At 43.8% G+C, this 14,926-nt stretch carries 8 protein-coding genes; 2 read left to right on the top strand and 6 right to left on the bottom strand.

Annotated features, from left to right (window positions below):
• Positions 1-724: 724 nt before the first annotated feature.
• The 3 genes from ASL11_RS35225 to ASL11_RS35215 form a co-directional block, all read right to left on the bottom strand.
• Entirely contained in the window at positions 725-9,064 is an 8,340-nt protein-coding gene (locus ASL11_RS35225) for a GH36-type glycosyl hydrolase domain-containing protein (protein WP_056626113.1), read from the bottom strand.
• A 155-nt stretch (positions 9,065-9,219) separates the two neighbouring features.
• Positions 9,220-9,630 (bottom strand): hypothetical protein, encoded by a 411-nt coding sequence (locus tag ASL11_RS35220; RefSeq protein ID WP_056626110.1) that lies wholly within the window; start codon positions 9,628-9,630, stop codon positions 9,220-9,222.
• A 120-nt stretch (positions 9,631-9,750) separates the two neighbouring features.
• Entirely contained in the window at positions 9,751-10,086 is a 336-nt protein-coding gene (locus ASL11_RS35215) for a hypothetical protein (protein ID WP_056626108.1), read from the bottom strand.
• A gap of 118 nt (positions 10,087-10,204) precedes the next feature.
• Between ASL11_RS35215 and ASL11_RS35210 the strand changes: the two genes are divergently transcribed.
• Positions 10,205-10,975, top strand: coding sequence for a class I SAM-dependent methyltransferase (locus ASL11_RS35210; RefSeq protein WP_056626105.1), 771 nt, complete (start codon positions 10,205-10,207; stop codon positions 10,973-10,975).
• Between the two features lie 233 nt (positions 10,976-11,208).
• Here ASL11_RS35210 and ASL11_RS35205 read toward each other — a convergent pair whose 3' ends face one another.
• Both ASL11_RS35205 and ASL11_RS35200 read right to left on the bottom strand, forming a co-directional pair.
• Positions 11,209-12,117: a phosphotransferase gene (locus tag ASL11_RS35205; RefSeq protein ID WP_056626101.1), complete on the bottom strand. Its 909-nt coding sequence runs from the start codon at positions 12,115-12,117 to the stop codon at positions 11,209-11,211.
• A gap of 226 nt (positions 12,118-12,343) precedes the next feature.
• A complete protein-coding gene (locus tag ASL11_RS35200; protein ID WP_056626098.1) occupies positions 12,344-12,673 on the bottom strand; it encodes a hypothetical protein in 330 nt (109 codons plus the stop codon).
• 242 nt (positions 12,674-12,915) lie between these two features.
• Here ASL11_RS35200 and ASL11_RS35195 point away from each other — a divergent pair, with 242 nt between their 5' ends.
• Positions 12,916-13,893 (top strand): aldo/keto reductase, encoded by a 978-nt coding sequence (locus tag ASL11_RS35195; RefSeq protein WP_056626096.1) that lies wholly within the window; start codon positions 12,916-12,918, stop codon positions 13,891-13,893.
• A gap of 302 nt (positions 13,894-14,195) precedes the next feature.
• Here ASL11_RS35195 and ASL11_RS35190 read toward each other — a convergent pair whose 3' ends face one another.
• The gene (locus tag ASL11_RS35190) at positions 14,196-14,525 is read right to left on the bottom strand and encodes a hypothetical protein (RefSeq protein ID WP_056626094.1); all 330 of its coding nucleotides are present in this window, start codon (positions 14,523-14,525) and stop codon (positions 14,196-14,198) included.
• Positions 14,526-14,926 lie beyond the last annotated feature (401 nt).

The raw sequence follows: 14,926 nt of genomic DNA, 5'->3' as shown, positions 1-14,926 counted from the left end.
TCCTTGAGATGTCGTTTGGATATTATCTCAAATCAATTTATCTTAATTTAAAGATATATGATTTTAAGATAACTGTCAATAGCTTGTTTTCAATTAATTTGACTTCGGTGATTTAACTATAGTTGTGCGTTCTAGTCTCCGATGGTCTTTAACAAACCTTCTCCATATAATTACTTCATTATCCTCCCGTTACTTTAACGGTCAACGGCAGCCGATCGAATACCGGCTGCCGTTGTGTTGTGCATGAACTATAGTTCCTCGTAGCATAGCGACCAAAACAAATATGCGTGTTTATAAACGCTTAATTAGTAAGGACACCTTTTTGGTGTTGTGATAGTAATCATTAACAGCATCTTTTTGACTAAACTGAACTTCATCATCATTTACAGCAACCAAATATGTATCACGAAACAAACGATAAAAATTGAGATAGATTGAATCTCTTTCCTTTGGTAGTGGTGAACAGTCCCATCTCAGCAATTTGAAGTGCATTTAAATCATTAATCTCTTGTATAGTTGTTTCACCCATATCCTCAGCTCACCCTTCTCTTCTCAGCTTTTCTCTTAGCTATAGACACACACACAACACACATCCTGTTAGCTTAATTAGTGAAAGTAGCCGACTGCAGTCTCAATGCCGGCGGCCTCATTGTAATTTGTTACTGCTAATTATTTACTTCAAAAGCCCCCCAATCAACATATCACGTTGATTGGGACCCATTATTTAATATAGTGACAGTAAGATTTGGTGGATTTCACTATCGTCATGTAATAGGATGAAAGGACCGTCCTCGGTAGTGAACTCTTTCATATCGGCTGCCTTTCCATCAATCGATAACGTTGTTTGTCCACTGGACTTTTGTAATAAATTTGTGACAGTAATGTGGTACTCAGATTTTCCGAAACGGTAGATTACGGCAAACTCCGGCCATTCTCTTGGCATACTTGGGCAGATGAACAACCGTTCTCCTCTACGGCGCAGACCGAGAATCCATTCAATGCCGGCTTGGTACATCCAACCTGACGCACCTGTATACCAAGTCCATCCAGCACGACCTTTATGAGGCTCCTCTGTATACACGTCAGCAGACATGACATAAGGCTCACCCACATATTTTCGAACTTCAGATGACGTTTTCGTATGCATGATAGGGTTCAACATGTGGAATAGTTCAAAAGCTTTGTCTCCTTCACCAAGCCCACACCAAGCAATGATGCTCCAGATTACACCGTGTGTGTATTGACCTCCGTTCTCACGGATCCCCGGAGGATAACCCTGAATGTAACCTGGACTTGGATCCGTTTGATCAAACGGTGGATACAGAATATGCGCTACCGACAAGCTGCGATCTACAAGCTCACGATCAAAAGAACGCATAGCTTGCAACGCTTTGTCTGCCTGCGACAAACCTGAAATAACGGACCATGATTGTGCGATTGCATCAATTCGACACTCCGCATTATGGATGGAACCAAGCCATTCTCCAGAATCGGTGAATGCTCGTCGGAACCATTGGCCGTCCCACCCTTTTTCGTTAAGTGAATCTGCCAGTTTGTCCTGTATCCGCCTGTAATTTTCTGCCCGCTCGTGCTCACAGCGTTGTTCACATAAATTAGCCATTCCATGCAAAACAAGACCCAAGAACCAGCCGAGCCACACGCTTTCGCCTCGTCCTTCGGCGCCAACACGACTCATTCCATCGTTCCAGTCTCCTATTCCGATCAGCGGCAGCCCATGCTCACCAAACCGTAAACCTCGGTCGAGTGCACGAAAGCAGTGATCTAAGATCGTACCGCTTTGCTCGGACAACACGGTCGGCTCATAGCGTTCATGTTCCTTTTCACTTAATGGCTCGCTTCGAAGATACGGAACGGTTTCGTTCAATATGCTCTCATCTTCGGTATGTTCCATGTACCTGACCACAGCATATGGTAGCCACAACAAATCATCAGAAAAGCGAGTACGGATACCGCGGTGCGTTTCCTCATGCCACCAATGTTGAACATCGCCTTCTTCATACTGGTGGCTGGCATGAAGTAAAATTTGCGCCCGTGTGAGGTCAGGACGACTATGGAGCAACGCTAGTGAATCCTGCAGTTGATCCCGGAAACCGTAAGCCCCACCCGCTTGATAAAATGCAGAACGCGCCCACATCCTGCATGAAAGTGTCTGGTATAGCAACCAGTTATTCAACATGATATCCATCTCAGGACAAGGTGTAGAGACCCTAATCGTGCCCATTGCATCATCCCAAAACTTTATCACATCCTCGTATGCCTGATCGCAAACTAGAGTTTGACGATACTTCTGTGTAAGCTCCGCCGCGGTTTCACGAGAATCCTCACAGCCTAGTAGGATGTAAACAATTTGTTCAGAATTAGGCTTAATTACGAATTTGGTTTGAATAGCTCCACAGCCATCGTATGTTGGCCCTGTTGTGCCTGACAAGTGAAGTCGGTTCATGACAGCAGGATGATCAATACTGCCGTTCCGGCCAATAAACTCCAAGCGATCCGATGTCCATGTCATGTCCATATTTGTACTAGCAGCTTCCTGATGGTTTCCCTTCTCCCACTCTGCCGATGCTTCCATTTGTGGATGAATCGTTAAAAACGCGGTTGCGTCGCGGAAATTCTCTTGATACGTATTTCGTGCCATCAGTACTTCATTCTCTGAATCCCATTCCGAGACGATGAAAGAAGCATTCCCTTCACGGTGCACACCAAGTACCCATTCAGCATAATAAGTGACCGATATTTTCCGCTGTTCGGACGTTGTGTTTTGCAATCGCAATTTGATCACTTTAACGGGATCGTCCAGTGGAACGAAAACGGTCATTTCTTGCAGAAGACCATGACTTTCATGATGATAACGCGTATACCCACGACCATATACGACCTTATAGCTGGAAGTTAGCTGCTCGCGGGCTGGTGTCAACGACCAATATTCCATGCTTTCCTCGTCTCGTAAGTAGCATACTTCCCCTTGTTGGTCGATGGAGGGATCGTTTGACCATGGCGTCAATTTACATTCGCGGCTGTTGCGCCACCAAGTATACCCTGTGTACAGTTCCGATGTTATACATCCGAATTTCGTGTTAGCCATGACGTTAATCCATGGTGAAGGCAGGTAATTACCGTTTTTAAGAACGATATGGTACTCGCGGCCATCTGCCGTAAAACCTCCCCAACCGTTGAAGAAGAGAAGATCATTCGTTTCAACAGCCTTTGCAGGAGCAAAGCGGTTTGGTGGTGCCGTTATCAGAATCGTCTCATCCGAAGTGTAGCTCGGAACAGATGCTTTTAATTGCGCCTTTAGACTTGGACCGTCAGCTCGCAGCACAATACGGGATACTGCATACAACAATGACTTGTCGCCATCTGCTAATTGAGTGACGGGCAATACGTGAACGCCCCCTTGCCCTGATCCTTGTCCGCTAATGATTTGTTCGACCATGCGCCGAAGGGCTTCCTGCAAATCCTGCTGATATCCCTCGACAGATTCATTCAAAATCACAAGATCGATGAACAGCCTGTTATGACGCAAGTACTCAAATCCAATGATTAGCTTGTTAATAAATGATAGATTTACTGCATCTGAAACCCGTATTATGACTATGGGCAAGTCACCTGATATCCCGTAAGCCCACAATCCCTGCTGTCCCTTTTGGTTAACAGCAATACTACTCTCTCGCTCTGGGCGTAATGGTGCCGCGTACAACGTACAACCCGCAAGCAATTGAAAAACAGCTAGATCGGCAATAGATATATGTAAATGCTGAACTTCAATTTGACTCCTCGTCCAAGCAAGCTGAAAAGATCGTTCGATTTGTTGTTTCTGAGACAACTGCTGCACAATATCTATTGCTTGTTCCTTCGACTCTGTTACGCCAGTTAGAGCTGTCAATTCAACTTGTTCACCAGCCTGTAGCGTTAATCGCCGTCGCATGATAAATGCAGGATCAGCCACCGACCCAACCGTACTGCCAAGTCGGGTTGCGATTCCATTAGGTCTTGATAACGTATATCCCCTACCAATAAACCGTGCACGATCGGTTTCAAATTCTACCGGCCCAAGTGGCTTGCCGCCAGTCGTTAACGTGTGGAACGCCCATACGGATTTTTCTCCACCATCTCGAGGACGTTTACGTGCAAGCAGGCACTCTGCATCAGCTTCAAATTGTGTTTCAATAAATAGCTTAGTAAAAGCTGGATGCGCTTTATCCGCATTATGAGGCGCTAATGCGATTTCGAGAAACGTCGTCACCTCAAGAGTCCGAGCTTCACTCCCCTTATTGACAATCGTTAAACGACGAACTTCTGCGTTCGAATCAGGCGATACACAGATTTCAAGTGTCGTGTGCACATCCCCATCTTCACATAAGAACGTAGATCGATCTTGTGCGAACTGCGCCAGTTGCTTATTTGACGGCAAGCGACATGGTTGAAAAGTCGGAGACCACACTTTATCCGATATGACATCCCGAATATACATATAACTTCCCCAGTTGTCCGTCACTGGGTCTTCCCGCCAGCGGGTTACATCCATGCCTTCAAACCGTATGAACCCGCTGCCGCTATTAGAGATCATCGTGGTAAGTGTCCCGTTCGAATGTATATTTAATTCCGGTACTGCCGTATTGGCAGAGTCATATTCCCGCAGAGGAGCTATATGAGCCGGTTTCGGTTTTTCGATTCGTGACTGACCGGATAATTCACGATTTATTATCGTATTCCGTGGTGGAATCCGCTCTTGTAACAAGAGTTCCGCAGCCTGCACCCGTTTATCGCGATGAAAATGATCATACATTTTACTTGGCAGCAATACATTGGCAAGCGTCAGTAAACTCATTCCTTGGTGATGTGCCATAAAACTTCGAATGATCTTGTAAGTATCACCTTCAGGCATACGTCCAGGGGTAAAATCAATGGCCTCATAATAGCCATATTGTCCGCGCGCGCCTAGTTCCTCCATTCGTTGCAAATCATTCAAGCCTTTACTCAGGGCAAAAGGAAGTGCCATGACTGTCGCATACGGCGCCAGAACCAAATCTTGCTCAAGACCGCGTTTGAAACCTAGGCCTGGGACACCGAATGCCCGGTATTGGTAATTCATTTGATAATCAAACGCGTAATAACCGGATTCCGAGATACCGAAAGGGACACCCCGTTCATGCGCATATTCAATTTGTCGGTTCACGACACCTCGATACGTACTTTCCCAGATCGTGTTCCGATAGGTACGCATAATCAGCCCTGGCATCAAGTATTCAAACATTGTACCGGACCATGAAACCAGAGAAATCTGATTTCCTTGCCTTTTTACCGTTCGGCCGAGCGCATTCCAATGGGATACAGATATTTGCCCTAGTGCAATCGCAACAAAGCTTGTCTGTCTAGCCTCGGAAGCTAAGAGGTCATAGAGAATGTTATCCCGCTGGTTCGAAAACGCATGGAAACCCAGTACGAAAAGTTTGGCCTTATAATCATAAAGCGGTCTGAAGTCGGTCTCCATGATCAATGTCTCGAGACGATCGATCAGCTTGTTGCCGAGCTCTAGCCAATCACTAGAGGCTATTTGGGGTGATGAGTTCCTATCTTGCTTCACTTCGTTAAAAACATGAGGATCTTCTTGTCCGATGAATGTCACTTCTTCAGGACTTGTTTGATCGAGCTCAACGGAAAACTCAACTTGTAAGCCCGAATTGCCAGCAATAATTGACGAAAATGGATTTTTGCTTCGTGTGAAATCAATCTTTAGCCAATGGGCTAATCCTTGTTTAACTGTCATCAAACTTGCCACGAAATTCCCCGAATCCACTGTTGAGACATAGGCCGGCGGCAGTACATCAAGGGAAATGGTATCGTACCAGTTATATAGATGCCCGTTCCATTTGTCTAACTTTTCGACGGTGCTCACAGTACGTTCTAAACGCTCCACAAGCTCGGGAGTATCAATAAATCCGAAATCCCGAGCAGCTAAGGCAGCGGTCAACAAGAAACCAATATTGGTTGGAGACGTGCGATGCGCAACGCCATTTGGAGGATCCATTTGCACATTATCCGGTGGCAGAAAGTGATCCTTAGGCCCTGCATAATCCTCATAAAATGCCCAAATTTGTTTAGCCAACACACGCATTTGGTCCTCTTCCACTGGGGTGAACTGCAACTCGTTATGTGCAATTGGTTGGTTCAGCCAGCGTACAGCGAAAGGAGCTAAAGCCCAAATTAAACAGAGCGTGAAACCCATCCAGCTAAGTGCAGTCTCCTGCTGCAGCGCTACAACTATCACAAAGAGAATAATTAATCCATATCCGACACGTGCTCCTAGAAGCAACGCCTGTGGTTTCCCCTTAGTATTTCGTTCAATTTGAGAAGAACTTGTCCATTCAAGCATACGACGTTTGCTAATCAACAGTCTGTATAGGGACTTACAGATCGCATCGAGAAGAACCGCACTTTGAAATGGTAAAGTTATAATATTCATTAGCACGTGTAAAACCGTAGACAACACCCTCCGTGGATGCCAAATGACGGTCTTCATGTGACCAAATTGCCGGATAATCGGTAATAGCATGGTTGCAAGAATGAAAGAAAACCAACCTACCGAGGATCCAGGCAGAACACTTAAACCAAGTGCCAAGAGCACGAGATAAGCAATTGGAAGTAAGCTGCGGCGCAAGTTATCGATCACTTGCCAACGTGTAATAGCGGACAGATCTACGGGTCTTAATGCTCCACGACGGTCGCAAACATGAGGGAAAAGCCAACAGAGCATCTGCCAATCTCCTCGGACCCACCTGTGCAAACGCTGTTGATATGCTAGAAACTTTGACGGGTGGTTATCGATCAGTTCAACATCCGATAGCAGAGCTGCCCGCAGAAAGCCTCCTTCAAGCAAATCGTGGCTAAGCACTGTATTTTCAGGAATACGTTCGCATAAAAGCTCTGCAAATATATCCACATCAAAAATACCTTTTCCCGTAAAAATCCCCTGCTCCATTGCATCCTGGTAAGGATCTGAAGCGGCAAAGGCATACGGGTCCAATCCTGGCTCCGAACAAATGTAAGCAAGCCTCGATTGCATGGCTGACTCATAACTAGTTCCAATCCGAGGCTGCAGTACGCCGTATCCTTCAATGACCCTAGTTCGCGCTTGATTTAAGCGTGGTCTGTTGTAAGGAAGATGCAGCGTACCAATCATTCTCTGTGCGCTTCCCATTGGTAACTGTGTATCCGAATCCAAGGTTATTATGTAGCGAATTGACGGTAGATCTTCCGTATCACCTATTAGAGTGTCGAAACTCGTCACCTTACTCCCTTTCAGCAACTCAACGAATTCCACCAATTTACCGCGTTTTCGTTCCCATCCCATGAATACTTCCTCAGCAGGGTTCCACTTTCTGCAGCGCTGGAAATAATGAAATGTTGCTCCTTCTGGGATCGCATACATCCGGTTGAGAATCGCAATTTTTTCTTTGGTAAAAGTAACAAGCGCTTCGTCTTTGTGAAGCGTTTCTTCCGCAGCATCAGTAAAATCACCCAAAAGAGCGTAATGTATGTTCGGATCGCGGTTGGCTAAATAATGAATTTCCAGACGATCAACAAGCTCTTCTACTTCCTCTGTTGTCGACCATATGGCAGGAATGACGACCATCGTGGTTGCATTGGAAGGTACTCCGTTTGAAAAATCATAACGCAGCAAAGGCCGAGGGCGTATCATTCTCTCAATGCCAAAGTGGAGCCAAGTAATGACCCATTCGCTTACAGGAAGGGAAAGCATAAGTAAAACAACTACCCACCCTACCGGTGTAAAGCCTCCAGTTCCGCCAATCCAAGTACCAAAGGCAATAAGTGCAAGCATGAACAGTCCGATTAACAGAGATAAATAGGTACCAGTTGATCTTTTGGCAATACCTATTCCACGCACTTGTCTAGTTTTGCTGCATAATCGCAAGGCATGCTCTAACTTCTTGATTCCAGCTGGTTCAAATAAAAAATAAGCCACAAACGTTGATCGTGGTAAGTCATTTGCCTGCCCTTTTATTTCACTCCAACGTTCATGCTCTTCCTTCGAAAGAGCTACTGCATGTCTTGCGATCAAATTTTCGGGTATGCGCATACGGTGTGCTAATCTTTCAACTCGATTAAGGATTTCGTTCCTGCTATAAGAATCAAGAAGCGAATAGTCACCCGTACTATCTTGACGAAACGTTTGATCTAACAAGCTAATGCGTTCAAATAAGCTATTCCAATCCATACGCTCATTTTTTCGCAAGCTGCTGATTAAATTACCTGCCTTAACCTGAAAGGAGGATTGAAGCTGATGCTCGTACGATACAATGCGGTCCAAATCAATAGAACTATTCTCTAATTTGCAAACTAACCATTCCCGCACTGTCGCTGAATCCTCTGCCCACTCCCGCAAGTGACTAATCAAATGGACGATCCATGGACCTGATAGCGGTACTTGTTGCTCTACTTCTTCTAAGACTGCGTTAATCGTCTCTGGATTTAACTTGATAGGTTCTATTCTTGAAAGTAACTGTTCAACTTCTACGCAAACCTCCCGACGTTCCCGGACAAGTGCCATCGTTTCAGATAGCCTTCCAATCAAAGACATCCTTAGTATGAGTGAGATGGAACAGGTTTCAGCAAGTTTCAACGCCGATACTTCTTGGTATGCGTTCATATAGGATACAAGGGTTTCCTCATCCAATAGACCGTCAACTTGCTCCAAATAATCCTCACAAAGACTCTGGATTCGTAACATTCCCTTCTTTTGAAAAGAAGGTAAGTAATCAAAAGAGCGGTTGGTAAAATTAGCTTTTACTTCTATTGCTTGTTCCTCAATAAATTCAGCATTATCAAGCAGCCATTCTTCCGCTGGTAAGGCACAAGTTGCGGGACTGTTTTGCAACGATATAACAAAATCCCTTAAACTCTCTATGTTTTTCTCAAATTGATTCCATATGTATTTGGGATGGATTCGCACTAACGTTGGCATATGCTGTAAGGCAAGTTCTCGCGCTCTTTGACAAATTTTATCCGTATTATTTACCATTGGCCCCTCCGGAGATCAGTTTATACAATTTCTTGTCTTACTGTCGTCCGGTATAACGAGAATTCCGGGACAATGAAATTATCCCCAGTTTTGTATAATATCATTAGTAAAATTTATGTTTCATGACTGTAAACCTTTTTAAGTCATTTCAATTGCTAATTAACGCACCCTATCGGTACTGATGATAGCCAGCTGACTGCACTGTGAATATTATCGAATTCACGATAAAGCAATTCAGTTGAATCTTTCTTTTCAATAGATTGTCCTACGTCGATATTAGGAACTGTTTTCTCTGGAAAGACGATAGCTATAATTTCTATGCCAGCGTCTAATAATCTAGGAAACCATTCGTCACACAACCATTGTGTCTCCTTTGCTATAAACAGACTATGGCTTTCATCGAATAATGCTTTTTTCGCCTTTTTTATCTCTGCAAGTTCAACTAATTTATTAAGGGGGAGGCGAAAATCTTCCTCATGAGCTAAATAACTCCAGCGAATCACTACAGATTCAATCACATCATCCCAAAAAATATGAGCTTTATCAGAAAAGTAATAATGTAACATGATTAATCTCTCCTCTCACCTGCTGATCGAATAACAGTTACTACCGCGATAGTAGTATTAGCTTCTCAGAATCAATTTATTATTTTAACTGGTGCTTGCTGAAGTACGTTATTCATATTATTAAAACACTCCTTCATGATTTTTACGAAAATAAAGAGGCCGCACGTATATGCAAGCCTCATCTTTAATACTTAGGGTTATCAAACGTCCAGTTGCAGACGCGAGCTCCGCAATAGCTAGAAGCTGGATTGTTTCGATCTCCTGTTCAGCACGCCTTGCTACAGGCTCCAATCCGCAAGGACGGATAGTGGCATCCGCAAGTCCCTTCATACGGTGCATCAGAATGTCCTTAAAATTGTCCACGGCAATCATTTCTACGCCCTCGAGTTGCTGTGCCGAATCGAAGAGCCAACGTCCTTTCGCATGAAGATCGCAGCCATAAAGGGACTGATCCAACCGTTAGTAAGACCAGAGTCTCCGTCTTTACAATTATAATTAAGCATGATATGTTACCATTATAGGTTCGTTTTTTGAAACCAAGTTTCATACAATGAAATATCGAAGGGGTGATGGAATGGATACAAAGGATCATGTTAAAGCCCAATTTGGAGCTAACGCTTCTAAATATGTCGTTAGCCCACGTCATGCATCCGGCCAAGATTTGAAAATATTAGTCGAGTGGGCTCAACCGGAGAATGCCGTGCAGGCGCTCGATATCGCAACCGGAGGCGGACATTGCGCCTTGGCGTTGGCCTCCTTTGTCGGTGAAGTGACCACGATGGACATTACTACCGAGATGTTGCAAGAAGCGGAAGCTTTCCTTACCAAGAAGGGCTGCACGAATATCAGGTACGTTGTTGGGGACGCGGAGAATCTTCCTTTTTCCAAAGAACAATTCGATATGGTCAGCTGCCGAATCGCCGCCCATCACTTCCCTGACCCCGACCGATTCGTAGAGGAAGCATGGCGCGTTTTGAAGTACGGCGGAAGCTTTATTCTAATGGACAACATCTCTCCAGAAGCGGATCGGATCGACACCCTCTATAATGATATTGAACAACGGCGAGATCCCAGCCACTTCCGCGCTTGGAAAAAAACGGAGTGGATTCGTCGCATCGAGCTGACCGGCTTCCGGGTGGAACAGCTGATGCAGACAGGAAAACCGTTCGAATTCGCTACTTGGTGTGCTAGAATGAATGTCCCCGAGCAGGTCCAGCAAGAGTTGGAGACGGATATGCTGAACTGGCCAGAAGCGGATCGGCAGCAGCTTAAGGTCCACAGCGAGAACGGCAAACTGCTCAGTTTCGAGGGAAGCTACATGATGTTGAAAGCGCGGAAGGCATAGCTTGGGGCTGCGTAGCAGCAAACATATGTAATTGGCACGACGGTCAATAATCGTAGTCGATCACCATGCCACATTTGCCTTCCGATTCCATTCTATGGTTCTAATATTTTTTTCGTGCCTCTTATAAAGGCGAAAATGATTACGACTCTCCTGCCCGTTAGTTGAGCGGTTGGCATAGAAATGAAAACAGGCGATGGATTAGTTCCATCACCGCAATATCGTTCGTCGTTAGTTCAAATGCTTCTTGGAATTATTAGTTCTACTTGACGAAGAAAATCTTCCGCAAGTTCTAACTGTCTAGTAGCAAATTTCAAATCCCCGTAGCCCGCAAGGGAGAAATCCAAGTTCCCTAGCGTGGACATTAGTGTACGTGCAGTAATAGCAACCCCAAAAGCTTTTAGATCGGTACCGTTATCGAAGTGGTTCAATATGTATCTAAAAGTTGGCTGCTGTATTCCGCCGAATAATGCATGATTACCAACAAATGAAGCTAAGTCCCAGTATGCTGGCATCAATGATACATCCTCAAAGTCCGACCAGATCCATCCTTCTGGACTTGGTAATAAGTTTCTTGCATGGGCATCGCCATGACACGGTATTAATAAACTTGGTTCGATGCGCATCTGTTTATTTACCCTTTGAAATACACTTAATAATGCTTGTATACGCTGATCGGAATTACTCCTCAGTTTATTAGCCGATTGACATGTTCGTTCCCAAACTCCAAGCACAGGAAGGTCGCCTGAGAAGTCTTTCATTGCTATTGAAAGTCCGTTTACCAATTCAACAGCTTCACTCGGTGAAGGAGGTTGTAATTGTGTAGGAGCAACATATCTCCAAAGTGTCATCCATGCACCACCAACATCGTACGGTCCTGCATCAGTAAGTTCAGAAGGCAATAACGCGGGGATGCCCTTGGATTGTAAGTGACTTGCTACCCGTAACTCTCGAACAAGTATCTTATTTGCATACTCTGAATCTTCTTTTGAACTGACAGTCGCTATTCGGGCCACAATCGGATAAGGAGACAAGTGAATGATCAGGTTCCCACCAATACTAAGCTCGATAGGCGTAATTTCAGTTAAACCAGTTTTTTCTGCAATTAATAACACTTGTGAGACAAGTTTGCCTTTCTCTGACACTACAACAGCTCCTTAACTAAGGTATAAAAATATCTTAGCACCATGGCTGTATTCCTCATAGGTACAAAACCTTTAATAATCAACTCTTCTGCCGATCATAACTTAATACGCTGGCTGCACATGAATTAGGGAGCAGTTGCCGACCCCGACGATCTGCTCCCTGATTGTTCAACTATATTTCTGCGTTAGTTCAATGACCAATTCATAAACCTGTTAATTAAATGGCTTAGTTGGTAAGTATTGACGCTCTTTGATACTTATCATTTACTTTAACCGCTATAGCTTGTTTAGAATCTATCCCTTTAATTTCAAATAATTGGCTTCCAACTGGTGTAGCATTAGATTCTCCATTCTTCTTCGGCATCGGAGTTGTTCTTCGTTCAATCTTGCCAATCTCCTTACCAATGTCTTGGATGGTAACCTCCTCTGCGGAAAGTCCATAAAGGATATTATTCCAAACAACGGCACTTGGATAGCTACTGGATGATTTTCCATCAATTTGCGAGCAACCTGTTAAAAAGGCGATTGAGAACAAAATGAGAATTAAATACTTCATCTAAGATCCCACCTTTAATAATAAATTGGTTATTTTTTCTTATTTTAACATTTACCAAACTACTTTGTATCGACATTCTCATTCAAGTAGAGGGGATTAAATTGGCTTTGAAGAACTTTGAGAGGGTAAAGACTAGTTACTTATAGGGAAGTAGGTAAACATAAAGTGCGTTCTTCCAAGTAGCTTGTTTTTTGAGTATATTCATTTGGAAGCATGAATTGAACCCAAAAGGAGTAGATACTGTGAGATATCGGGTACTTGGTCGTTCAGGTCTTGAAGTAAGCGAGGTAAGTTTAGGGTGTTGGGCAATTGGCGGGCCTTCGTGGCGAGACGGTGAGTCCGTGGGTTGGTCAGGCAATGATGACAGCGCTTCTATTTCAGGGTTGAAACGAGCATTTGAACTGGGTATTAATCATTTTGATACAGCAGATGTCTATGGAGATGGCCATTCAGAGCGCGTAATTGGACGCTTCCTGAAAGAAGTTCCGCGAGACAAAGTCATAATCGCCTCAAAAATCGGCTGGTTCCGAGGAACAGCGCCGAATGCCATGCAACCGATCCACATCCGTCATCAGTTAGAGCAATCGTTGATGAATTTGGGCACCGATTACTTGGATCTTCATTATTTTCATAACACGAACTTCGGTCCAAACGATCTTTATTTGGCTGAAGCGGCTGAAATGATGCGTCAATTACAGAAGGAAGGCAAAGTTCGTGTCATCGGACAATCAGGCTATAGTTACGGTGACTTCAAAAGAGTCTGTCCAGTTACTCGTCCAGATGTGTTGCAATTCCACTATAATGCCTTCGGCAATCAGTTTGATCAGCCTGGTACCAATTTGTTCGAATGGGCAGCTGAGCAAAATTTAGGCGTCGTGCTATTTGGCCCGCTAGCACAGGGGTTGCTGCTCGATAAATTCGATCCGGAGAATCCGCCAAAGTTCGGCGAAGGCGATGTTCGTGCTTCCAATTCAGGATTTACAAAGGAGCGTCTGTTGGAAATCCGCCAACGACTTGTCCCCATCAAAGAGCGGTTCGGTATGGAAGTTCAAGATTTGGTAAGGGTAGCGATTCAATTCGCGCTTGCACAATCTCTGAACGCTTGCGTAATCCCAGGATTCAAGAATGATAAACAGGTGGAGTCCAATGCTCAGGGAGCTGGAAATCCATTGAATGCGGAAGAAGTTACCTTCATTCGCAGCGTAATTCAAGGGGCTTAATCTGATAGATACTGAATATATTCAAACGAGAAAACCTGCCAAGGATTTGGTGGGTTTTCTTGTTTCTCATAAAAAGGGGAACGTGAAGAATGAAAAAATCTCCCAATGGTAATTGAAATATTATGTGTTCGAGTCGCTTTGGCGAAGACCTCGATCGAATTTTAATTTTGGTGAATGATAGGGGTGATAGAACATCAAATCTAAAACCATATTTAAACTTTAGGAATTCCACGTTAAACTGCCCGTTACTCTAATGAATACAGGGAGCAGCTGCCGGGGCAATCAGCTCCCTGTTTATTGAGCTAACGTTCCCAAGTTAGCGTAGTTTTTCTCCCATACATATTTAGATGAAACTCAAGCTGTTTAATTCCTTCAATGCCAATAATGTGAACTGATCCGATAAGTATCTCTTCTGTAACGTCCCAATCATTTTCAATATAATCCGCAGGAACTTCATACTTCCGCAGAAAAAATTGGGCAACATTTTTATCTTGGCTATTCAAATATTTTTGATTTTCAATAACTTGTACTTTTACGAATGCACGATTATTATCTGATGATGCACTAATTTCACAAGCCAATCCTGTTCCGACCAATAAACTGTTGATTTGCTTAACATCTAACTCCTTCATACATAGACCTCCAAAAGGCAATATCTATGTAGGTAGTTTTGTGTCACAAGACTACAATGTAGGGAGATTTGTGCATTTTTTACTGACACAAATTTACCTACATAAAAAAATAAAAGCTTGATTTCTCAAGCTTTTTCGAATTGGTTTATGTAGGCACTTTTGTGTCATTGGACAGTTTTCTATTATTGTCGGATGACAAGAACTTGATGTCATAAATGTTTGACTTGGGCTTTTTACTAGAAATCCAAAAGATATGCAAGTATATAATTCCACCCTGAATGAACACGCGCTGATACTGTTTCCAATACGCTCGGCAGCTTCTGAAAATGCCTTTAATTCGTAACTTCCTTGACGTATATGCTTGAGTGTTATTTCTACTAAAATTGCGTCAATCTTCGCTG

The organism is Paenibacillus sp. Soil750, assembly GCF_001428045.1.
In the GTDB taxonomy this organism is placed as follows: Bacteria; Bacillota; Bacilli; order Paenibacillales; family NBRC-103111; genus Paenibacillus_E; species Paenibacillus_E allorhizoplanae.
This window is presented reverse-complemented; position numbering and strand designations above follow the sequence as displayed.

Excerpts from the sequence above, each read along its gene's own strand:
- ASL11_RS35225 (WP_056626113.1), bottom strand. The coding sequence starts at position 9,064 with ATGGTAAATAATACGGATAAAATTTGTCAAAGAGCGCGAGAACTTGCC.
- ASL11_RS35220 (WP_056626110.1), bottom strand. The coding sequence starts at position 9,630 with ATGTTACATTATTACTTTTCTGATAAAGCTCATATTTTTTGGGATGAT.
- ASL11_RS35200 (WP_056626098.1), bottom strand. The coding sequence starts at position 12,673 with ATGAAGTATTTAATTCTCATTTTGTTCTCAATCGCCTTTTTAACAGGT.
- ASL11_RS35190 (WP_056626094.1), bottom strand. The coding sequence starts at position 14,525 with ATGAAGGAGTTAGATGTTAAGCAAATCAACAGTTTATTGGTCGGAACA.
- ASL11_RS35210 (WP_056626105.1), top strand. The coding sequence starts at position 10,205 with ATGGATACAAAGGATCATGTTAAAGCCCAATTTGGAGCTAACGCTTCT.